At 60.1% G+C, this 22,168-nt stretch carries 20 protein-coding genes; 10 read left to right on the forward strand and 10 right to left on the reverse strand.

Annotation, left to right across the window (positions count from 1 at the left end; genetic code table 11):
- Window positions 1-7 precede the first annotated feature (7 nt).
- Both gmhB and AC07R1_RS11045 read left to right on the forward strand, forming a co-directional pair.
- Complete coding sequence (gmhB, locus tag AC07R1_RS11040) at window positions 8-541, forward strand: D-glycero-beta-D-manno-heptose 1,7-bisphosphate 7-phosphatase (RefSeq protein ID WP_011058402.1); 534 nt, start codon at window positions 8-10, stop codon at window positions 539-541.
- An 83-nt stretch (window positions 542-624) separates the two neighbouring features.
- Window positions 625-1,395 carry a lysophospholipid acyltransferase family protein gene (locus tag AC07R1_RS11045; RefSeq protein WP_041114926.1) on the forward strand — a complete coding sequence of 257 codons (771 nt, stop codon included), beginning with the start codon at window positions 625-627 and terminating at the stop codon, window positions 1,393-1,395.
- A gap of 180 nt (window positions 1,396-1,575) precedes the next feature.
- On the opposite strand, the gene AC07R1_RS11050 is transcribed toward AC07R1_RS11045, so the two are convergent.
- The 3 genes from AC07R1_RS11050 to AC07R1_RS11060 all read right to left on the reverse strand — a co-directional run bounded on the left by AC07R1_RS11050 (window position 1,576) and on the right by AC07R1_RS11060 (window position 5,598).
- On the reverse strand, window positions 1,576-3,894 hold the full coding sequence (locus AC07R1_RS11050) for a CHASE2 domain-containing protein (RefSeq protein ID WP_125062504.1): 2,319 nt from the start codon (window positions 3,892-3,894) through the stop codon (window positions 1,576-1,578).
- A gap of 18 nt (window positions 3,895-3,912) precedes the next feature.
- Window positions 3,913-4,911 carry a FecR family protein gene (locus tag AC07R1_RS11055; RefSeq protein WP_183001276.1) on the reverse strand — a complete coding sequence of 333 codons (999 nt, stop codon included), beginning with the start codon at window positions 4,909-4,911 and terminating at the stop codon, window positions 3,913-3,915.
- 399 nt (window positions 4,912-5,310) lie between these two features.
- Window positions 5,311-5,598 (reverse strand): hypothetical protein, encoded by a 288-nt coding sequence (locus tag AC07R1_RS11060; RefSeq protein WP_041114921.1) that lies wholly within the window; start codon window positions 5,596-5,598, stop codon window positions 5,311-5,313.
- A gap of 228 nt (window positions 5,599-5,826) precedes the next feature.
- Between AC07R1_RS11060 and AC07R1_RS11065 the strand changes: the two genes are divergently transcribed.
- Window positions 5,827-6,555 carry a response regulator transcription factor gene (locus AC07R1_RS11065; RefSeq protein ID WP_011058398.1) on the forward strand — a complete coding sequence of 243 codons (729 nt, stop codon included), beginning with the start codon at window positions 5,827-5,829 and terminating at the stop codon, window positions 6,553-6,555.
- 27 nt (window positions 6,556-6,582) lie between these two features.
- Here the strand turns inward: AC07R1_RS11065 and AC07R1_RS11070 are convergent, their stop codons facing one another.
- The 7 genes from AC07R1_RS11070 to dnaA all read right to left on the reverse strand — a co-directional run bounded on the left by AC07R1_RS11070 (window position 6,583) and on the right by dnaA (window position 14,628).
- Window positions 6,583-6,903 carry an immunity protein Imm33 domain-containing protein gene (locus tag AC07R1_RS11070; protein WP_169892327.1) on the reverse strand — a complete coding sequence of 107 codons (321 nt, stop codon included), beginning with the start codon at window positions 6,901-6,903 and terminating at the stop codon, window positions 6,583-6,585.
- A complete protein-coding gene (locus tag AC07R1_RS11075; protein ID WP_053160549.1) occupies window positions 6,900-7,385 on the reverse strand; it encodes a DUF4265 domain-containing protein in 486 nt (161 codons plus the stop codon). The genes AC07R1_RS11070 and AC07R1_RS11075 overlap by 4 nt, the downstream gene beginning before the upstream one ends.
- Window positions 7,386-7,536: 151 nt before the next feature.
- Window positions 7,537-8,061 (reverse strand): DUF4265 domain-containing protein, encoded by a 525-nt coding sequence (locus AC07R1_RS11080; RefSeq protein WP_220223483.1) that lies wholly within the window; start codon window positions 8,059-8,061, stop codon window positions 7,537-7,539.
- A 337-nt stretch (window positions 8,062-8,398) separates the two neighbouring features.
- Window positions 8,399-10,816: a DNA topoisomerase (ATP-hydrolyzing) subunit B gene (gene gyrB / locus AC07R1_RS11085; RefSeq protein WP_011058394.1), complete on the reverse strand. Its 2,418-nt coding sequence runs from the start codon at window positions 10,814-10,816 to the stop codon at window positions 8,399-8,401.
- A 4-nt stretch (window positions 10,817-10,820) separates the two neighbouring features.
- Entirely contained in the window at window positions 10,821-11,924 is a 1,104-nt protein-coding gene (gene recF / locus AC07R1_RS11090; protein WP_011058393.1) for a DNA replication/repair protein RecF, read from the reverse strand.
- A 20-nt stretch (window positions 11,925-11,944) separates the two neighbouring features.
- Window positions 11,945-13,048, reverse strand: coding sequence for a DNA polymerase III subunit beta (gene dnaN, locus AC07R1_RS11095; protein WP_011058392.1), 1,104 nt, complete (start codon window positions 13,046-13,048; stop codon window positions 11,945-11,947).
- A 38-nt stretch (window positions 13,049-13,086) separates the two neighbouring features.
- Window positions 13,087-14,628, reverse strand: coding sequence for a chromosomal replication initiator protein DnaA (dnaA, locus tag AC07R1_RS11100; protein ID WP_011058391.1), 1,542 nt, complete (start codon window positions 14,626-14,628; stop codon window positions 13,087-13,089).
- Window positions 14,629-15,194: 566 nt separating this feature from the next.
- Here dnaA and rpmH point away from each other — a divergent pair.
- From rpmH to AC07R1_RS11135, 7 genes are all read left to right on the forward strand, one after another.
- A complete protein-coding gene (gene rpmH, locus AC07R1_RS11105; RefSeq protein WP_003213577.1) occupies window positions 15,195-15,329 on the forward strand; it encodes a 50S ribosomal protein L34 in 135 nt (44 codons plus the stop codon).
- 16 nt (window positions 15,330-15,345) lie between these two features.
- The gene (gene rnpA / locus AC07R1_RS11110; RefSeq protein WP_026020269.1) at window positions 15,346-15,747 is read left to right on the forward strand and encodes a ribonuclease P protein component; all 402 of its coding nucleotides are present in this window, start codon (window positions 15,346-15,348) and stop codon (window positions 15,745-15,747) included.
- On the forward strand, window positions 15,740-15,985 hold the full coding sequence (gene yidD, locus AC07R1_RS11115; protein WP_003213574.1) for a membrane protein insertion efficiency factor YidD: 246 nt from the start codon (window positions 15,740-15,742) through the stop codon (window positions 15,983-15,985). Before rnpA ends, yidD begins: the two co-directional genes overlap by 8 nt.
- Window positions 15,986-15,987: 2 nt before the next feature.
- A complete protein-coding gene (gene yidC, locus AC07R1_RS11120) occupies window positions 15,988-17,688 on the forward strand; it encodes a membrane protein insertase YidC (RefSeq protein WP_011064394.1) in 1,701 nt (566 codons plus the stop codon).
- A gap of 79 nt (window positions 17,689-17,767) precedes the next feature.
- Window positions 17,768-19,138 (forward strand): tRNA uridine-5-carboxymethylaminomethyl(34) synthesis GTPase MnmE, encoded by a 1,371-nt coding sequence (gene mnmE, locus AC07R1_RS11125; RefSeq protein ID WP_041120513.1) that lies wholly within the window; start codon window positions 17,768-17,770, stop codon window positions 19,136-19,138.
- A 311-nt stretch (window positions 19,139-19,449) separates the two neighbouring features.
- On the forward strand, window positions 19,450-20,862 hold the full coding sequence (locus AC07R1_RS11130; RefSeq protein ID WP_072443369.1) for an amino acid permease: 1,413 nt from the start codon (window positions 19,450-19,452) through the stop codon (window positions 20,860-20,862).
- 3 nt (window positions 20,863-20,865) lie between these two features.
- Window positions 20,866-21,687, forward strand: a complete 822-nt coding sequence (locus AC07R1_RS11135; RefSeq protein WP_495110522.1) for a phytanoyl-CoA dioxygenase family protein — start codon at window positions 20,866-20,868, stop codon at window positions 21,685-21,687.
- Window positions 21,688-22,168 lie beyond the last annotated feature (481 nt).

Below are 22,168 nucleotides of genomic sequence, written 5' to 3' on the forward strand. Positions count from 1 at the left end.
AACTGCTGTGAAACTGCTGATACTCGATCGTGACGGCGTGATCAATCACGACTCCGATGCCTACATCAAATCGGTGCAGGAGTGGATTCCGCTCCCCGGCGCGATCGAAGCCATTGCGCAGTTGAGCAAGGCCGGCTGGACGGTGGCGATCGCCACCAACCAGTCCGGCATCGCTCGCGGCTACTACGACCTGGCCACCCTCGATGCCATGCACGCGCGCCTGCGCGAACTGGTGGCGGAGCAGGGCGGCGAAGTCGGGCTGATCGTCTACTGCCCTCACGGGCCCGACGAAGGGTGCGCCTGCCGCAAACCGAAACCGGGCATGCTGCGAACCATTGCCGAGCATTACCAGGCAGAGCTGACAGGTCTATGGTTTGTCGGTGACAGTCTCGGTGACCTGGAAGCCGCAAAAGCCGTCGACTCTCAGCCAGTATTGGTAAAGACCGGGAAAGGCGAAAAGACTCTGGGGAAAACCCTGCCGGTAGGCACCTTGATTTTTGACGACCTGGCGGCCGTTGCCGCTGAACTTATCCACAATTAGGCCCCTTCTGGCATCCTGACCAAGGACTGTTCGGGAGAGCGCTTTTTAACAGGCGGGCAATGCCCGCAATGGTAAATGCCGCTATGTCGATCCTGCAGGCCATCAGAACCTTTTTCTTTTACCTGCTACTGGGCACCAGTTCCTTGCTGTGGTGCTCCCTGAGCTTTTTTATCGCGCCGTTCCTCCCATTCAAGGCGCGCTATCGCTTTATCAACGTCTACTGGTGTCGCTGCGCGCTGTGGCTGACCAAGGTATTCCTCAATATCCGCGTGGAAGTGAAGGGCGCGGAAAACGTCCCCGAGCGGCCTTGCGTGATCGTTTCCAATCACCAGAGCACCTGGGAAACCTTCTTTCTCTCGGCCTACTTCGAGCCCCTGAGCCAGGTGCTCAAGCGCGAGCTGCTGTATGTGCCGTTTTTCGGCTGGGCCATGGCCATGCTGAGGCCCATCGCCATTGACCGGGACAACCCCAAGGCTGCCCTCAAGCAGGTGGCGAGCAAGGGCGACGAGTTGCTCAAGGACAATGTCTGGGTACTGATCTTCCCTGAAGGCACCCGCGTGCCTTACGGCCAGATCGGCAAGTTTTCCCGCAGCGGCAGCGCCCTGGCGGTGAATGCCGACCTGCCGGTGCTGCCGGTGGCCCACAACGCGGGCAAGTTCTGGCCGAAGACCGGCTGGGCCAAGCGCCCCGGCACCATCACTGTGACCATCGGCGCGCCGATGTATGCCGAAGGCAGCGGCCCGCGGGCCATCGCCGAGCTCAATGACCGGGTGGCGGCCTGGAATGAACAGGCTCAACGGGATATGGGCTCATTGCCACCATTGGCCACTTCTACGGATAAGGTTGCTGTATGAGCTTCTGTGGATAACCTGTGTACGACCTTTCCTACAAGGCTTGAAATCTAATTATAAATCACTGATTTATATATATATTTCCCAAGCTCATAAAATGTGGAAAAACGTGCATAAGTTTTTCAGCAGACAAAAAAACCGGCCTTTGAGCCGGTTTTTTTCACCTGGGATATTCCCGGCCCTTCATTCCTCCAGCAAAGGCAGTTCGAGGATGAAGCAAGAGCCCCGACCCACCACGCTCTGGCAACTGATACGGCCCTGATGCCGGTCCACCACCGCCTTGACCATGGACAAGCCCAGGCCCAGGCCATCAATGCCCTTGGCCGAAGCAAAGCGCTGGTACTGGCCGAACAGCTGGGGCAGATCCGCGGCATCGATACCCCGGCCTTCATCGCTGATCTCGCAGCGCAGCCAGCCTGGGGTACAACTGACCCGCACACTCACCCTGGACTCCACCGGGCTGTACTTGATGGCGTTTTCCAGCAGGTTGAACAGCGCCCGGGTCAGTAGCGACTGGTCCGCCAGCACCAGGCCTTCGCCCTCGTCGTCCAGGTCATGCTCCAGGTGAATGTCCTTCAACTGGGCTAAGGTCGTGGCCTGATCGAAGGCGTCCAGCACCAGCATGGCGAACATGCTCGGTTCGAACTGGTAGGCCTCCGACTCGGCCTTGGCCAACTGCACGAAGGCCTCGGTCAGAGCCAGGGCCCGGCGTACCTGCTGTTCGATCTGGCCATACACCTGCCGGGGCGTCGCCGGCTGATGGCGCTGCACATCCAGCAAGGCCAGGATCGCCGAATGGGGCGCGCGCAGATCATGGGACAGAAAGCGCAACAGCACGCTGCGTTGCTGTTCGGCGTCGCGCTCGACGCTGAGGTCGGTGAGGCTCAGCAGCCAGCCAATGGCGGTATCGCTGTCCACCGGCAGCAGCGGCGCCAGTTCCATGCGCAGGCTGCGCTGCTGAACATCACGGAACTCCACCGCCGGCAGTTGTTCCAGCCGGGGGTACAAGGCCGGTTCCGTCAGGCCCGGGTAACCCAGGGCAGCCAACTGGGCAATCAGCCCTTCACCCACCAGGGAATGGGCAAACACTTCCCGTGCATTGCGGTTGGCCAGCAGGATCTTGCCGTCGGGGTCGCTGATCAGGGTCGCCACCGGCAGGTACTCCAGGCCATCGGCGATAAAACGCCGGGTGTCCCGGGTGCGGCTCAGGGCCTGCTCCAGAGCGACGATCTGCCCCTGCAGCACATCCCCGGCCGGGGCCTGGCTGCGCCGGCGTTCCGGCAACACCTTGGGCTCGCTGTCCAGGCGCGCCAGTTCCCAGCCGAAGTAGGCCAGGATCACGCTCAGCCGGCGCCAGTTCCAGATCAGGTAGGCCAGCAGCATGCCCAGCAGGCTGGCCACCGGCGACCACCAGTAGCCCAGCCGCAGCATCAATACCGAGCCCGCCAGGCCCAGCCCCATGCAACCCAGGGTTATCCACAGCGCGTGGCGCGGCCGCCACAGCAACAGGCCCAGCAACACAGCGGTCAGGGCCATGGACAGCAGCATCCCCGACCACTGGCCCAGGGCAACCACGCTGCGATGCTGGAGCAGGCCGTTGAGCAGGTTGGCCTGGATCTCCACCCCCGGGGTGGTGCCCTGGCTGCCGGATTGCGGGGTCACGTAGCGGTCCCCCAGCCCCGGGGCCGTGGAGCCCACCAGGATCAGCCGGTCGCGCAGCAGCTCCGGCGGCACTTCGCCCCGCAGCACGCTGACATAGGGCACGCTGGGAAAGCCGGCGTCGGCGCTGATAAAGGGAATGCGCACCGGGTTGGACCGCAGCCACCCCTGGGCCACGCGAGGTTTACCGGGCCCGGGCATATGGGGGAATGCCGGCTCGGCTTCGGTCAGTTGGTACAGCAGCCACGTCAGTTGCGCCCGGGGAGCCAGCACCGGGCCTTCGCGCAGGTACACGCTGCGCACCGTGCCATCGGCATCCGCTTCGGCATTGATATGGCCCAGGCCGCGGGCGCAATTGCGCAGCAGCGGCACCGGCGGGATTTCCTCAATGTCCTGGCCATAGCGGGCAACGCCCTGGCGCAGCACCGGCAGGAACACATTGCCGGCCCGGCACAGGGCGGCAGCCAGGCGGGTGTCGTTTTCCACCGTGCTGCCGGGTTCACTGAGGATCACATCGAACAGCACCCCTTTGGCCTCGGCCGCGCTCAGCCGGTCCAGCAGTTGGCCATGAATGGCCCGCGGCCAGGGCCAACGTCCCAGTTGCTGCAAGCTGTAGTCGTCGATGGTCACCAGCAGGATGCGCGGGTCCACCGGTAGCGGGGTGAAGCGCCGCAGGTTGTCGTAGAACAGATTGTTCAGGGCCAGGCCGTGGCTCAGGGACAACACCGCAGTCAGCGGCAGAAGAATCAGGCTGACCCACAGCCACTCCCGCACCAGCCCGCGGAACAGGCGCTGAGCCTGGGTCGGTTCACGGCCTTCGGCCCGACGGCGCCACACGCTCATGGACGGCCCACCGGAGCGTTATTCAACACGGGTGGTCCTGGGGTAATAAAAGATGTCATAGACCCCGGTTTCGCCTTCCAGGCCGTGCTCATCGAACGCCGAAAGACGCACGTGATAAAAAAATGCCTGCAAGCCGGTGAAGTTGACCTGCGGGGTGCTGGAGAACTGCTCCTGCTTGATGTTCAGGAAGTCCTTGTCGGTGGCGACCTGGGCCCGGTAGCGGCTGGCCCCGGGCAAAGGTTGCAGGATCAGTTGCCAGACGGGCAGGGCACCGGTCTGTCCGGCCTGCCCCAGCAGCCTCGGCGCGGCCAGCAGTTCCACCGGCTTGAGCTCGCCCTGTTTCTGGATCCGCAGCCCCTGGCGCGCCATGACCTGGACTTCACCCGGCACCGGGCCTGCCGGTTTATCCACAGGGCGCTGACGCGTACGCCGCGGTCCCGGCTGCGGCGCGTCCTCTTCGCGATTCACCGCCACCTGGCCATTGAGCACCTCCACCAGGGATTGCTGATCGTCATTGCGTACCCGGAAGTGAGTACCGCGAACCCCCAGCACGCCCACCGGCGTAACGATCTGGAAACGGTCGTGATCACTGGTGCGCTTGATCACGTAGGACTCGATCTGGCCCTGCTCCAGCACAACCTGAGGGATGGCGTACTGGTTATTGAGTTGCAGGGTGACCTGGGAACTGGAAGGCAGCACCACCCGCGAACCGTCTCCCAGGGACAGGCTGACGAAGGCCGACGGCGAGGTCCTGACCCCTTCCTTCTCATCGATGCTCATGCCTTCCTGCAGGAGCACCTCGCGTCCCTTGGCGTCCAGTTTCCAGGCTTCGCCGGTCAGGTGTTCCACCGTCGCCGGCAGGGGCTGGCCACGGCACTGCTGGTTGTCATCGATATAGGGCAGCCGTGGCGCAGCCGCCTGTGCCGCACACAACGGCAGAATCAGCCCGGCCAGCAGCAGGGCGACACGCGCGACCTGAGGCCGGCCGGTGGACGGAAAAGGGCAGAGGTCATTCATGGATGTGCTTAGAGCCTTTGGGAAAACCGCGGCGAAATCCTACGCACCATACCTGAGGCAGATCGTTGGCAGAAAGCCGAACGCTGCGGGATGTCGCCCAAAGACAGGAACCCGGTCGGGCGAGGGCGGAAACAGGACAGGGCGAGAAGAAAGTGACACGTCCCTGTGTCGGAACCGGAGCGACAGGTCGCCCGGCCCAAAGTCCTGAGGAGGCACTCCCTGTATTCCCCTTCAACGACGCGCGCGAGCGCGCGTTGTCCCGCCAGCCTGGCGGTTGACACTCCCTGTGTCGGAGCACTTCCAGGTGCCCCCGTGTGCCACTCAGCGGGAAGCAATGTAACGCTGGCCGCAAAGCTGCGACGGATTTGCAATATTTGTTCAGAATCATTGCCGCGGTCTCTAGAACACCCAGCGCGGGGCCGGTGGCTGCAGGTTCGTGGGTAGCGCTGTCCGACCGATCACGGGCTCGGCGTCCAGGGTCAGGTTGGAGTCACTGCCAGCGGGCAGGGCAGACGCCGGGTATTGCCCGATGCCGGAGGGCTGACAGCAGCCCGCTGTGGACGCTGGCACGGTACAGGCACTGATTCCCAGATAAGCCGCCAGCATCAAACTGAGAAGACGCACCGGATCATCGCCGCTGAATATTCTGACAAGCGCGACCTGGCCTTTCCTGAGCAGGTTCCCCATGGTTCTTTTCCTTGTTTGTACGAGCCGGTATCGTGCTGCTCAATAGCCCGACGGCCCGTGCTCCGGGCGCCTTACCGGCTATTTGATATCAGCGTACCGAGGGACCCGGGGCTCAAGAGCAATTCGCCACAATTGTTCAGATTCAGGTCAGGTGCCTAAACTTCCCCTCAGTCCGAGCCCGGCAGCCACGGCCCCGGACGCTCTTGGAACCATAAGGAACTGCCTCGCATGCGTGTCGCGATACTGGATGACGAACCTGCGGAACTGGCGCGGGTGGAACAGACACTGCGAGAGATTCCCGGCCCCGGCGAACAGCCCTGGACCTTGCACAGCTTCGAGCGCGGAGAAGACCTGCTGCGCCAGTTGCGCCGGGAAACCTTCGACCTGCTGATCCTCGACTGGCAAGTGCCGGACCTCAGCGGCCTGTCCCTGTTGCGCTGGACCCGGGAACACATGGATTCGCCGCCCGCGGCCATCATGCTCACCAGCCGCGATGCCGAGAGCGATATCGTCCAGGCCCTGAACACCGGTGCCGACGACTACCTGAGCAAGCCGTTTCGTCCCAACGAACTCAAGGCCCGGGTCAACGCGGTACTGCGCCGCCATGGCTTGCAGCGCAACCACAGCGAAGAAGTGCAGAGTTTCAACGACCTGAGCTTCGATGATGCGGAACTGACCGTCACCCGCGCCGGCGCTCCCATCAGCCTTACCGAGCGCGAGTACCGCCTGGCCCGCTGCCTGTTCGCCAACCTGGGCCGGCCGCTGTCCCGGGAATACCTGTACGAACGGTTCTGGACCCATGAGGAAATCGTTTCCTCACGGCCCCTGGATACCCACATCTACCGCTTGCGCAACAAACTCGGGCTGACCGCGGATCGCGGCTGGCAACTGTTGACGATCTACGGCTATGGCTACCGCCTGGAAAGTGTCGCGTCGCCTGAAGAACAGGGCAGCTGACTGCTTGCCTTCAAAAGCGGCTTGATATCATTCCGGGTCCCGCCAGACATCTTCATAGCCGGCGCGGTCGATGATGAAACGCGTCCCGCTCGGCAGGTACAGGTAATCGATCACCTCCGGCAACAGCTCGAGCAGATGCTCGGCACACAGAGGCTGGTAGAAATCCACCGCAGTGGAATGTTCGCCGCAGTGGATAAACCAACTGACCGTGCCGTTCTCCGGCAACTCGACCCGGGTGCCATAGATGGGCGATTGCGCAAGGGAGCCTATGGCCAGCGCAATCATCGGCTCAGGGGCCTGGGGAGCAAGGTCGTAGCGTTCACAGATAAGCTGCTGTCTTTCGTTCATAGGGCCAGCCACCAATCGAGCAGGGTCTCGTCATCGGTGTCATCGAGGTTTTTATAGATGTTGGCGTAGTACCACTCGCTGCCCGTGGTCTCGCGAAAGCGGTTGAAGAACAGGGCGATGTTGTCCATGCCGTTTCGCGCCGGCACCGACAATGTCAGATTGCCCTTGTAGCGCCCGTCGAGCATGCCACCCAATTCGCTCGCCACATCCGCCGCCAGGGCCATGATGTGTTCTTCAGGGATGTGATCCGAATAGATATGGATACAGAAGTTGCCGCCACGCTTGAGCACCACGGCGGGGGCCTGCGGATCCTTGATCGAGATGATGTCGCCCTTGGCCAGGTTCAGCGCCAGCCCTGGTGAATAGAGAATCTCGTAACTGTCCTCATCAATGCGCCGGACATGCAGCGGCTCATAGACCGGGCCACGGCTGTTCTGCCCCGCAACAACCCGAATCGATATTTCCTGGTTTTCATCATCCATAACCCATTTCCGTGCGATTGCTGTTTCTACAAAGGGTGAAATGAGCCGAACCGGCCCAGCCGCGTAGCGGGGTCAACTGATCGATAAACACATCTCGAACGCGCCTGTTCGATGGCCGGATCGTCTCGCAGCTCAGGTGCCAGCACAGCACCTAGTGATCCCTCCAGGTGACGCACTCAAGTGAGGCCAGTGAAGAGCACTCGCTCAGGCGCGCAGGCTCAATGGCCTCGTGCTGTAAACAGGCATCTTCATAGGCGACATGTTGGTCGTCGGTGATGGAGGCCAGGTATTGGTCGATTGCGCAAAAACTGACCTCGGGCGCGATATCCACAGTGAACAGCGACAGGCCCCGGGTAACCGTGCACCGGGCGCCGAGGCTGCGCAGGTGCTGCACAATCTCCGAGCGCTCTGACTCGCGCTCGGCAAAAACCCGCAGCGTCGAGTGCCCGGATTGCCGCACCACGCCAGTCGCGATCCGCTCATGGGCCTCAGCGCGAGTCAGCACCCAGTCCCCCTTGCTCACGCCATAGAGATAGTAGGGCGTGTTATCCAACTGGTAGACATCTGCCCCCCGTTGAATGCCCCACATCGACTCATACTCCACCGGTGGATAACCGTCGGCGTCGACGGTGAGCTTGAAAATGATCTTGTGAAACTGTGCTGTCGAGGTATCCATTCCATCTCACCGAGGCGCCACCATGGGCCCATAAACTGCACGTAAAAGAAGTTTTCCTCGAAGGAAAATATGACCTCTGCGCTGTGATAAGGCTGGGCACTGGAATGAACCAGTCCCATAGCGCCTTTGACGCTACCTGATCAAACAGTACGACTTGCTGTTTGTGGTCAGCACTCAGGCCACAGCCCACGGCATTGAAACGCCAGGCGATGGGGTAGGGTGCTTCATCGAATAGGTGGCTGTTTGTACCCGCGAAGGTCAACGTCCTTATTTACTCCATCCAATAAAAAGGCCAACGCTAAGCGTCGGCCTTTTTATTTCCAGCTGTGCCCCCGGATCAGAAGTCCAGGTTGGACACCGCCAGGGCGTTGCTTTCGATGAAGTCGCGACGAGGCTCGACCGCATCACCCATCAGGGTGTTGAAGATCTGGTCGGCGCCGATGGCGTCTTCAATGGTCACCTTGAGCATGCGGCGCATGCTTGGGTCCATGGTGGTTTCCCACAGCTGGTCAGGGTTCATCTCGCCCAGACCTTTGTATCGCTGGATGGTGTGGCGCTTGGTGCTTTCCGCCATCAGCCAGTCCAGGGCCTCCTTGAACTCGGTGACGGCTTTCTTGCGTTCGCCGCGCTGAACATACGCGCCTTCGTCCAGCAGGGTGCTCAGTTGAGCGCCGAGGGAGACGACGGTCTTGTAGTCGTTGCTGCCGAAGAAGTCGCGGTTGAAGGTGACGTAGTTGGACAGGCCGTGGGAGATCAGCTCGACCTCTGGCAGCCACACATTGCGTTCACGGTCTTCGCGCAGGCTGGCCTTGTAGACCAGGCCGGACTTCTCGGAAGTGCGCAGGCGGGCGTCGTACTTGGCCAGCCAATCCTGCATGGCGGCGTGGTCGGACAGTTGCTCCATGGTCACGGCCGGCAGGTAGATGAAGTGCTCGGTCAGCTCCTGCGGGTACAGGCGCGACAGGCGCTTGAGGGTCTTCATCACCATGCGGAAGTCGTTGACCAGGCGCTCCAGCGCCTCGCCGGAGATCCCGGGGGCTTCTTCGTTCAAGTGCAGGCTGGCATCTTCCAGAGCCGACTGGGTCATGTAGTCTTCCATGGCGTCGTCGTCTTTGATGTATTGCTCTTGCTTGCCTTTCTTGACCTTGTACAGCGGCGGCTGGGCGATGTAGATGTAGCCGCGCTCGATCAGCTCCGGCAACTGACGGAAGAAGAAGGTCAGCAGCAGGGTACGGATGTGCGAACCGTCGACGTCAGCATCGGTCATGATGATGATGTTGTGATAACGCAGCTTGTCGATGTTGTACTCTTCACGGCCGATGCCGCAGCCCAGCGCGGTGATCAGGGTGCCCACCTCTTGCGAGGAGATCATCTTGTCGAAGCGTGCCTTCTCGACGTTGAGGATCTTGCCCTTGAGCGGCAGGATCGCCTGGGTCTTGCGGTTGCGGCCCTGCTTGGCGGAACCGCCAGCAGAGTCACCTTCCACCAGGTAGAGTTCGGACAGCGCCGGGTCCTTTTCCTGGCAGTCCGCCAGTTTGCCCGGCAGGCCGGCGATATCCAGCGCGCCTTTGCGTCGAGTCATTTCACGGGCTTTCCGCGCCGCTTCACGAGCGCGGGCAGCGTCGATCATCTTGCCCACCACCAACTTGGCTTCGTTGGGGTTTTCCAGCAGGAAGTCGGAGAAGTACTTGCCCATTTCCTGTTCGACCGCGGTCTTCACTTCGGAAGAAACCAGCTTGTCCTTGGTCTGGGAGCTGAACTTCGGATCCGGCACCTTCACCGAGATGATCGCGGTCAGGCCTTCACGAGCGTCGTCACCAGTGGTGGCGACCTTGTGTTTCTTGGCCAGGCCTTCCTGCTCGATGTAGTTGTTCAGGTTACGGGTCAGGGCCGAACGGAAGCCCACCAGGTGGGTACCGCCGTCGCGCTGAGGAATGTTGTTGGTGAAGCACAACAGGTTCTCGTTGAAGCTGTCGTTCCACTGCAAGGCGATTTCCACGCCGATGCCGTCTTCACGCTGGATGTTGAAGTGGAACACCTGGTTGACCGCAGTCTTGTTGGTGTTCAGGTATTCAACGAATGCCCGCAGGCCGCCTTCGTACTTGAACAGCTCTTCCTTGCCGCTGCGCTCGTCCTTGAGGACGATGCCGACACCGGAGTTGAGGAAGGACAGTTCACGGATCCGCTTGGCCAGGACGTCCCAGCTGAAGTGGATGTTCTTGAAGGTTTCAGCCGAAGGCTTGAAGTGGATCTGGGTACCGGTGGTTTCGCTGTCACCAACGATTTTCATCCGCTCTTGCGGAACACCGTGGACATAGGTCTGTTCCCAGATCTTGCCGCTACGGCGCACGGTGAGGATCAGCTCCTCGGACAGGGCGTTCACTACCGATACACCTACGCCGTGCAGACCGCCGGAGACCTTGTAGGAGTTGTCGTCGAACTTACCGCCGGCGTGGAGCACGGTCATGATGACCTCTGCCGCCGAAACGCCTTCTTCTTTATGCACATCTACCGGGATGCCGCGACCGTTGTCGCGCACGGTGATGGATTCATCCGGGTGGATGATGATGCTGATGTCGTCGCAATGGCCGGCCAGCGCTTCGTCGATGGAGTTATCGACCACCTCGAACACCATGTGGTGCAGACCGCTGCCGTCATCGGTGTCGCCAATGTACATACCGGGACGTTTGCGTACGGCATCCAAACCTTTCAGCACCTTGATGCTGGTCGAGTCGTACGTATTTTCTTCGCTCATGCCTTCACTCCCGATGGTCGTGGGTCTGGGTGATACGGCCTTGTTCCACGTGGAACAAAGCGACTGGCGTTTCCGTCTGCCAGCCTTCCCTCAATAATTCGTGGTCTACACAGGTGATAAACACCTGGCAGCGTAAGTCTTCCAACAAGCGACAAAGTGCGCGGCGATGCTGCTCGTCCAGCTCGGACGGCAAGTCATCCACCAGATAAATACACTGACCGCGGCGAGCCTGGCTCACCAGGTGCCCCTGGGCAATGCGCAAGGCACAGACCACCAACTTCTGCTGGCCACGGGACAAGATGTCCGCGGCGTTGTGTCCGCCTAAGCGCAGACGCAAATCAGCACGTTGTGGGCCGGCCTGGGTATGACCCATTTGCTGGTCACGGTGGAGGGCGGTCGCGAGCACTTCACTGAGCTCCCGGTCCTTGTCCCAACCACGGTAATAGCTAAGCGTCAGGCCCTCGAGCTGCAACAGTTCGCCCAAGGTCCGCTCAAAGACTGGTTTCAAGGCTTTGATATAAGCGCGGCGGTATTCATCGATTTCAGCGCTGGCCTGACACAGTTCCCGGTCCCAGGCCGCTTGCGAAGCGGCGTCAAGTGTACCATGCCGCAGCCATGAGTTCCGCTGCCGCAGGGCCTTCTGCAAGCGCTGCCAGGTGGACATGAAGCGTGGTTCCACATGGAACACTCCCCAATCCAGGAACTGCCGACGGATCTTCGGTGCGCCCTCCAGCAGGCGGAAGCTGTCCGGGTTGATCAACTGCAGCGGCAGGATCTCGGCCAACTGCGCCGCGCTGCGGGCATTCTGACCGTCGATGCGGATCTGGAATTCCCCCTGGCGATCACGGGATATCCCCAGGCTGCTATGGCCGCCCTGGGCCAACTCCACCTGGCCGAACACCGTGCAGGCCAGCTGCTCGTACTGGATCACCGGCAACAGGCGGGCACTGCGGAACGAGCGGGCAAGCCCCAGCAGGTGGATGGCTTCCAGCACACTGGTCTTGCCACTGCCGTTGGCGCCGTAGAGAAGGTTGATGCGGGGGGAGGGGGAGAAGGTCACCGGGTGCAGATTGCGCACCGCGGTGACCGAGACGCGACTGAGGGACATCTAGCTTCTGCTGAGCATGATTACAGGCGCATCGGCATGACAACGTAAGCCGAGTCGTCGTTGTCGGATTCCTGCACCAGCGCACTGCTGTTGGAATCGGACAGGATCAGGCGAACCTGTTCGGTGGTCATCACGCCCAGAACGTCCAGCAGGTAGCTGACGTTGAAGCCGATTTCCAGGGAACCGCCGTTGTATTCCACGCCCACTTCTTCTTCCGCTTCTTCCTGCTCCGGGTTGTTGGCCTGGATCTTCAGCTGACCATTGGCCAGTTGCAGACGGATGCCGCGGTACTTCTCGTTGGACAGGATCGCGGTACGGCTGAAGGCTTCGCGCAGCGCCTGGCGATCACCCAGTACCAGCTTGTCACCGCCTTTGGGCAGCACGCGCTCGTAGTCCGGGAACTTGCCGTCCACCAGCTTGGAGGTGAAGGTGAATTCGCCGGTGGTGGCACGAATGTGGTGCTGGCCCAAGACAATGCTGACGTTGCCATCGGGCTCGGTGAGCAGGCGCGCCAGTTCCAGGATGCCTTTGCGCGGCACGATCACCTGGTGGCGATCCGGCTGGCCGATGTCCGCCTGCATCGAGCACATGGCCAGACGGTGACCGTCGGTGGCCACGGCGCGGATGATCCCGGCGGACACTTCCAGCAGCATGCCATTGAGGTAGTAGCGCACATCCTGCTGGGCCATGGCGAAGCTGGTGCGTTCGATCAGGCGACGCAGTCGGCTCTGCTCCAGCTGGCAGGTCAACGAGCCCGGGCCTTCTTCCACAGTCGGGAAGTCGTTGGCCGGCAGGGTCGAGAGGGTGAAGCGGCTACGCCCGGCCTTCACCACCAGCTTCTGCTCGTCGACCTTGATGTCGATCAGGGCATCGTTGGGCAGGCTCTTGCAGATGTCCATCAGCTTGCGCGCGGGAACGGTGATTTCCCCCGGCTCGGCTGGCTCTTCAAGTTGCACACGACCGACCAGCTCGACTTCCAGGTCGGTACCGGTCAGCGACAGTTGCTGGCCTTCGACAACCAGCAGCACGTTGGAAAGCACCGGCAAGGTCTGGCGGCGTTCGACGACGCCGGCGACCAGTTGCAGGGGTTTCAACAGGGCTTCGCGTTGAATGGTGAAATGCATGGTCTAGTCCCTTGCCTTAATAAGCTGCGTTGGAGTCATCAAGTGGTCAGAGTACGCAGCAGGTTCTTGTAGTCCTCGCGGATGTCCGCGTCGGATTCCTTAAGTTCATTGATCTTGCGGCAGGCGTGCAGAACCGTGGTGTGGTCGCGACCGCCGAACACATCGCCGATTTCCGGCAGGCTGTGGTTGGTCAGTTCCTTGGACAGGGCCATGGCCACCTGACGCGGGCGGGCCACCGAACGGGAACGCCGCTTGGACAGCAGATCGGAAATCTTGATCTTGTAGTACTCGGCGACGGTGCGCTGGATGTTATCCACAGACACCAGCTTGTCCTGCAGCGCCAGCAGATCCTTCAAGGATTCGCGAATCAGCTCGATGGTGATATCGCGGCCCATGAAGTGCGAGTGGGCGATGACCCGTTTCAGGGCACCTTCCAGTTCACGGACGTTGGAGCGAATGCGCTGGGCAATGAAGAACGCTGCATCATGAGGCAGCTCGACCTTGGCCTGGTCGGCCTTCTTCATCAGGATCGCCACCCGGGTTTCCAGCTCAGGCGGTTCGACGGCCACCGTCAGGCCCCAGCCGAAGCGCGACTTGAGGCGCTCTTCCAGGCCTTCGATCTCCTTCGGGTAGCGGTCACTGGTGAGAATCACCTGCTGGCCGCCTTCGAGGAGGGCGTTGAAGGTGTGGAAGAACTCTTCCTGGGAACGCTCCTTGCGGGCGAAGAATTGAATGTCATCGATCAGCAGCGCATCGACCGAACGGTAGAAACGCTTGAATTCGTTGATGGCGTTGAGCTGCAACGCCTTGACCATGTCCGCCACGAAGCGCTCGGAATGCAGGTACACGACCTTGGCATTCGGGTTCTTCTTTAATAGGTGGTTACCCACAGCGTGCATCAAGTGGGTCTTACCCAGGCCGACGCCGCCATAAAGGAACAGCGGGTTGTAGCCATGCTTGGGGTTGTCCGCCACCTGCCAGGCCGCTGCGCGGGCCAGCTGGTTGGATTTACCCTCGACGAAATTCTCAAAGGTGAAAGTGCGGTTCAGGTAGCTGGTGTGCTTGAGCGCGCCTTCTACCTGGACGGTACGCTGTTCGGCGCGTACCGGTGCCTGCTGCGAGCTGGCGCCCGCCATCGGGTCGAAGCTGTCACGAGAGGGTTCTTCGCTGACTTCGGCAGCCTTCTGTGCGGCGGCTTTCTTGGCCGGGGCAGAAGTGGGTGCCGGAGCGGGCGCGGGAGCAGCAGCCGGGGCAGCATTGGCTGCAGCTGCTTGCAGGGCTTGCGAAGCGGCAGCGGCCAGTGGCGCGTTAGGTGCGGCGCGAGGCGCCGAACTGCGTTTGCTGCCTATTAATAAGGAAAGAACCGGTGCCATGCCGTTGCCGTGTTCATCCAGCAGCTCGAGCACGCGCCCCAGGTACTTTTCATTGACCCAATCGAGAACAAAACGATTCGGTGCGTATACACGCAACTCGTCGCCTTCGGCTTCGACCTGTAGCGGACGGATCCAAGTGTTGAATTGCTGGGCAGGCAGCTCATCACGCAGAAGCTCCACGCACTGCTGCCAAAGTTCCACTGACACGGATATCCCCTAAGTTGAAAGCCGGTGAGGCAAAAACAAGCGGCCATTGTAGCGATCAGCCGCCCACTTATCCACATGTAGCGTGTCCTCAGGACACTAAGAATCAACGCCTTACCCCGAATAAACACGACCAGCGGTATGTGCATAAGCTCTGTGGATAACCCCACTTGAGGCCATTGCACAACTCGGGGCGAAACTCTGTGGGTAACTCGCCTGTGGATAACCAACCGTTCCACACACAGGTTTTCCGATGGCGCAGCACAGGCAGGACACCGTTTCTCAACCGTGTTGTCATTCTCTGTACAGTACGGACTAGAAGGGCTTGAGTCAGTTATCCACAGATGAGGACGTCCCTAGTCTTTATAAGCTTTACAGAAAAGCTTTAAATACTTTCCTTCTTTATTTTTATATCTAGCCGACCCTGGCTCACAACCCCGTACCCGGACATACATAGATAAAGGAAAAGCTGGTTGGAAATTGACCTAGAGGCTTGCTTTCTCTAGAATCGCCGATCTCTTAAAACGGGGGCCATTCCGGCCCGTTGTGGACGAACCAGGTAACACGACATGAAACGTACTTTCCAACCAAGCACTATCAAACGCGCTCGTACCCACGGTTTCCGTGCTCGCATGGCTACCAAGAACGGTCGTGCCGTCCTGTCGCGTCGTCGCGCCAAAGGTCGTGCGCGTCTGGCAGTTTGATAATCCGGCACTGGAGGTGAGTCAGGACTTCAGTCGGGAAAAGCGTCTGCTTACTCCCCGGCACTTCAAGGCGGTCTTTGACTCCCCTACCGGCAAGGTTCCGGGGAAAAATCTCCTGCTCCTTGCGCGCAACAACGATCTTGATCATCCCCGTCTGGGGCTCGTGATCGGGAAAAAGAGCGTAAAACTCTCCGTTGAGCGCAATCGCCTCAAGCGTCTGATGCGCGAATCGTTTCGTCTCCACCAGGACTCACTGGTCGGTTGGGATATCGTTATCGTCGCGCGCAAAGGTTTGGGCGATGTAGAAAACCCCGAATTGATTCAGCATTTCGGCAAACTCTGGAAACGCCTGGCACGCAACAAGCCGGTACCAGCAGCCAACTCCGAAACTGTAGGGGTAGACAGTCCCGATGCGTAAACTGGCACTCGTTCCGATCCAGTTTTACCGCTATGCCATTAGTCCTCTGATGGCCAATCACTGTCGTTTCTACCCCAGTTGTTCCTGCTACGCGTTGGAAGCCATCGAAAATCATGGCCTTCTGCGCGGTGGCTGGCTGACCTTTCGTCGTTTAGGTCGCTGTCATCCGTGGAATCCCGGTGGTTATGACCCGGTTCCACCTATCCCTACCTCCCGTTCTTCTTCGATGGCCGAGTAATCATGGATATCAAACGCACGATCCTGATCGTCGCCCTGGCAATCGTGTCCTATGTCATGGTTCTTAAATGGAACCAGGATTATGGCCAAGCTGCCCTGCCGACTCAGAATGTTGCTTCCAGCACGACCGCCCCGGGCTTGCCGGATGCGCCAACAGGCACTTCCGCTGCCAACGACGACATTCCGCGCGCGGCAAGCGACACCACCGCACCCGCTGAAGCGCCTGTAGCGGCAAGCAAAGATCTCATTCAGATCAAAACGGATGTGCTCGACCTGGCTGTCGATCCACAAGGTGGGGATATCGCGCAACTGCGTTTGCCACTGTATCCACGTCGTCAGGACCACCCGGAAATCCCGTTCCAGCTGTTCGATAACGGCAACGAGCGGACTTATCTGGCACAAAGTGGCCTGATTGGCAGCAACGGCCCGGACGCAAGCCCGGCCGGTCGCCCGATCTACTCGGCCGAGAAGAAAAGTTATCAACTGGCTGACGGTCAGGACCAATTGGTGGTCGACCTGAAGTTCAGCAAGGACGGCGTCAACTACATCAAGCGCTTCACCCTGAAGCGTGGCTTGTATGACATCACCGTTTCCTACCTGATCGACAACGAAAGCGCACAGCCCTGGACCGGTGCGATGTTCGCCCAGCTCAAGCGCGACGCCAGTTCCGATCCATCCTCCAGCACCGCCACCGGCACCGCGACTTACCTGGGCGCCGCCCTGTGGACAAGTTCCGAGCCGTACAAAAAAGTGTCCATGAAAGACATGGACAAGGTGAACGAGGACAAATCCAAGGCACCCATCACTGAAAATGTTCAGGGTGGTTGGGTTGCCTGGCTGCAGCACTACTTCGTGACCGCCTGGATTCCGCCAAAAGGCGAGAACAACCAGGTTCTGGCGCGTAAAGACAGCAAAGGCAACTACATCATCGGCTACACCGGCCCTTCGATGACCGTTGCTCCGGGTGCCAAGGCTGAAACCAGCGCCATTCTGTACGCCGGCCCGAAAAGCCAGGCCGTGCTGAAAGAGTTGTCCCCAGGTCTGGAACTGACCGTGGACTACGGTTTCCTGTGGTTCATTGCCCAGCCGATCTTCTGGCTGCTGCAACATATCCACAGCCTGGTGGGTAACTGGGGCTGGTCGATCATCTTCCTGACCATGCTGATCAAGGGGATCTTCTTCCCACTGTCGGCTGCCAGCTACAAGTCCATGGCACGCATGCGTGCAGTGGCTCCGAAACTGGCCGCGCTGAAGGAAAAATTCGGCGACGATCGTCAGAAAATGTCCCAGGCGATGATGGAGCTGTACAAGAAAGAGAAGATCAATCCGCTGGGCGGCTGCTTGCCGATCCTGGTGCAGATGCCGGTCTTCCTGTCCCTGTACTGGGTACTCCTGGAAAGCGTGGAAATGCGCCAGGCACCGTTCATGCTGTGGATTACCGACCTGTCGATCAAGGATCCGTTCTTCATCCTGCCGATCATCATGGGCGCCACCATGTTCATCCAGCAGCAGCTGAACCCGACGCCTCCGGATCCGATGCAGGCCAAGGTGATGAAAATGATGCCGATCATCTTCACCTTCTTCTTCCTGTGGTTCCCGGCGGGTCTGGTGCTGTACTGGGTAGTGAACAACTGCCTGTCGATCGCTCAACAGTGGTACATCACTCGTAAGATCGAAGCGGCTACCAAGAAAGCAGCTGCCTGACCTACGCTGTGGATAACCACACGAGACGCCCCCTAGTGGGGCGTTTTGCTATCTGTCACTTTTGTCTGGATGTCGGGTTATGAATGTCCCTCGTGAAACCATCGCTGCCATTGCTACCGCCCAGGGCCGCGGCGGCGTGGGTATCGTACGGATTTCCGGGCCCCTGGCGGGCGCGGCAGCCAAAGCCATCAGCGGTCGTGAGCTGAAGCCGCGGTTTGCCCATTACGGGCCGTTTCTCAGTGAGCAAGAAGAAGTCCTGGATGAGGGGATTGCCCTGTATTTCCCCGGGCCGAACTCCTTCACCGGCGAAGACGTGCTGGAACTGCAGGGCCACGGCGGCCCGATCGTTCTCGACATGCTGCTGCAGCGCTGCCTGGAACTGGGCTGCCGCCTGGCTCGGCCGGGGGAATTCAGCGAGCGTGCGTTCCTCAACGACAAACTGGACCTGGCCCAGGCCGAAGCCATTGCCGACCTGATCGAGGCCAGTTCGGCACAGGCTGCGCGCAATGCCCTGCGTTCGCTGCAAGGGGCGTTCTCCCAACGTGTGCATAACTTGACCGAGCAACTGATCGCCCTGCGGATCTATGTCGAAGCGGCGATCGATTTTCCCGAGGAAGAAATCGACTTCCTTGCCGATGGCCATGTGTTGAGCATGCTCGATGCAGTGCGTGACGAGTTATCCACAGTACTGCGGGAAGCCGGGCAGGGCGCCTTGCTGCGCGATGGCATGACCGTGGTGATCGCCGGGCGCCCAAATGCCGGCAAATCCAGCCTGCTCAACGCCCTGGCCGGGCGCGAGGCTGCCATTGTCACCGATATCGCCGGCACCACTCGGGACATCCTGCGCGAACATATCCACATCGACGGCATGCCGTTGCACGTGGTGGACACCGCAGGGCTGCGGGACACCGAGGACCAGGTGGAAAAGATCGGTGTCGAACGGGCCCTCAAGGCCATCAGCGAGGCCGACCGGGTGTTGCTGGTGGTGGACGCCACCGCGGCGGAAGCAGCGGACCCCTTCGCCTTGTGGCCGGAGTTTCTCGAACAGCGACCAGACCCGGCCAAGGTCACGCTGATTCGCAACAAGGCCGATCTGACCGGTGAACCCATTGCCCTGGAAACCTGTGACGATGGCCATGTCACCATCAGCCTCAGTGCCATGGCCGCGGGCAGCGGGCTGGAACTGCTGCGGGACCACCTGAAAGCCTGCATGGGCTATGAACAGACATCCGAAAGCAGCTTCAGTGCGCGCCGCCGGCACTTGGAGGCATTGCGCTACGCCAGTGCCGCCCTGGAACATGGCCGGGCACAGTTGACCCTGGCAGGTGCCGGCGAACTGCTGGCCGAGGACTTGCGCCAGGCCCAGCAATCGCTGGGGGAAATCACCGGGGCCTTCAGTTCCGATGACCTGCTGGGGCGGATCTTCTCCAGCTTCTGCATCGGCAAGTAATCATCCCTCCGAGCAAGCGCCTGTGGACAACTCCCTCTGGGATACCGTCTGCGGGCGTTACCTTTATCCCCCATCAAAGCCCGCTGCGACATTGAGTAACAGCGCCTGCCTGAAAATCAGCGCTTTATCCCCCGGTTAATCAGCCAATAGCCGTCATATGGCAGAAGTTCGCATAAACGCTGACTTGGTTCCCTATTTGCATCCATTTCTTGTACAGGTTTATACATCTCGGGAAATTCCCCGGCATGCGTCGCCTGGGCCGACGGTTGGAAGCCGGCTGGTCTTCATGAACCTGCATTCAAGGAGCTGAAATGGCTGACGCGGGCACTGTTCTACAGCGTGGCCTGAGCACCCGGCACATCCGCTTCATCGCCCTGGGCTCTGCCATTGGCACAGGCTTGTTCTACGGTTCGGCGGCCGCCATTCAACGGGCGGGGCCTTCGGTCCTGCTGGCCTATCTGATTGGCGGCGCAGCCATCTACCTGACCATGCGCGCCCTGGGAGAGATGGCAGTCAGGACTCCTGTTTCAGGCTCTTTCGGACATTACGCCAGCAGTTATCTGGGACGTTTTGCGGGGTTTCTCACCGGTTGGAGCTACGCCTTTTCCATGCTCATGGTGTGCCTGGCTGACGTCACCGCATTCGGCGTCTACATGGGCCTGTGGTTTCCCGATACTCCCCGCTGGATCTGGGTGCTGAGCATTGTCCTGGGCATTGGCGCCTTGAACCTGTGCAGCGTAAAGGTGTTCGGCGAGCTGGAGTTCTGGCTGTCGCTGCTCAAGGTTGGCGCCATTGTGGCCATGATCGTCGGCGGCTTTACCCTGCTGTTCTTCGGCATCCAGCTTGGGGAGGAACAAAGCCGGGGAGGGCTGGCCAATCTCTGGGAATATGGCGGCTTTTTCCCTAATGGCGTGGAGGGCATGATCGCCTCCTTCACCATCGTCATGTTCGCCTTTGGTGGAATCGAAGTCATCGGCATCACCGCCGGCGAGGCCAAGGACCCGCAGCGCATGATCCCCAAGGCCATCAACTCGGTACCGCTGCGGATCCTGATCTTCTACGTACTGACCTTGCTGATTCTGTTGACCCTGGCGCCCTGGTCGAGCATCGGTAGCCATGGCAGCCCGTTCGTGCAGATCTTCAGCAGCCTGGGGATCAGTTCGGCGGCCACGGTGCTGAATATCGTAGTGATTTCCGCCGTGGTCTCGGCCATCAACAGCGATATCTTCAGTGCCGGGCGAATGATGTATGGCATGGCGGCGATCGGGCAGGCGCCGGCAGTGTTCGCCAGGACCTCCCGCTTCGGCGTGCCCTGGATGACGGTGTTGGTCATGTCAGTGGCGTTGCTGCTGGGGGTGCTGCTCAACTACTGGATCCCGCAGGAACTGTTCCTGATCTTTGCCTCACTGGTGACCTTTTCCGTGGTCTGGGTCTGGCTGATGATCCTGCTGTCACAAATGGCCATGCGTCGTGGCATGAGTACCAGGGAAATCCACGAACTGAAGTTCCCGGTGCCCCTGGGCACTGCGGGTCAGGCCTGTGCCGTGGTTTTCATGTTGTTCATCTTCGGTGTGCTGGGCGCATTTGCCGATACGCGCCTGGCTCTGTATGTGGGGCTGGGCTGGTTGGCGCTGCTGTCGCTGGCCTATTGGATATGGATCAAGCCGGATACCACCGGCTCGGCCGCCGCCGAGCCCGGTATCGGAACTCAGGAAAAGGGATAACCCATGGGATCGTTCGAGTTGCCGCCTACAACCATTGAAGCCTTTCAGCGCGATGGCGCTGTGTGCATTCGCCAACTGTTCAGCTGCGATGAAGTCGGCCTGCTGGAGCAGGGGATCGAGCACAACCTGGCGTTTCCCAGCGAACGGGCCAAGGTCGCCAGCCGTCCGGACGACCCTGGCTGGTTCTTCGAGGACTTCTGCAACTGGCAAGAGAACCCGGCCTATCGGCAGTTCATCTTCCAGAGCCGGGTTGGCCATGTGGCTGCGCAACTGATGGGCAGCGATCAGGCTCGCCTGTATCACGACCACCTGCTGGTCAAGGAACCCAATACCCGGCAACGCACGCCCTGGCACCAGGACCAGCCGTACTACAACGTCGAAGGCCGTCAGAACTGCAGCATGTGGATGCCGGTGGACCCGGTGGCCCGGGAATCGACCCTGGAGTTCATTGCCGGCTCGCACCTGGGGCCCTGGCTGATGCCGCGAACCTTTCTCGACAACCAGGCCAGGTGGTTCCCCGAGGGCAGCCTGGCTGATCTTCCGGACATCGAGGCCGATCGTTCAGCATGGAACATTCTGGGCTGGGAACTGCAGCCCGGCGACGCAGTGTTTTTCCACATGCTGACCCTGCATGGGGCCGGCGGTGTAGGCGGAAATAGACGACGGCGGGCATTTTCCCTGCGTTTTCTCGGAGAAGACATGCGCCATGCCCCGAGACCATGGCGAACCTCACCGGAATTCCCCGGCCTGGTCGAACAGTTGGCCGCCGGCGCCGCTCTGGAACATGAGCTGTTTCCACGTTTGTGGCCTCGCGACCTGGCCTGAACGGGCATTTATCCACCGGCAGGTCGCGCTCGCGGCCTGTCTTTTCGCGTTATCCAGCTTCCATTTTCGTTCTTTGCCCTGGGCGAAGGGGGGGTAGCTGTGGGCGTCTATCAGTGGAAAGCAGGTTTTTCTGTGGATTAAGCCCTGTGAATAACTGCCCTTCAGCTCAGTTGATAACCGGGCTCCAAAACTGAGGAAAACCGCCCCTGTGGATAACCACCCCATTAATCCACAGGCTTAAACCGGTTATCCAAGGGCCTCATTGCCACCTAACCACAGACTTTAAAATCTCTGTACACATTGTAAATAAAGGGATACAGCGATCTATCCACAGATAGGTGGCTGTATAAGAATAAACATAAAAACAAGGTTTTAATAAATCTCTCTCTTTTAATTTCTATTGTCCGCCAGTCATCCACAGCTGGTTAAATTTTGTGCAAAGGGTTCTTTAGAAAGGTCGAAGTCCCTATACTTGCCGCCT

This window comes from Pseudomonas sp. GW821-FHT07F01 (genome assembly GCF_059418825.1).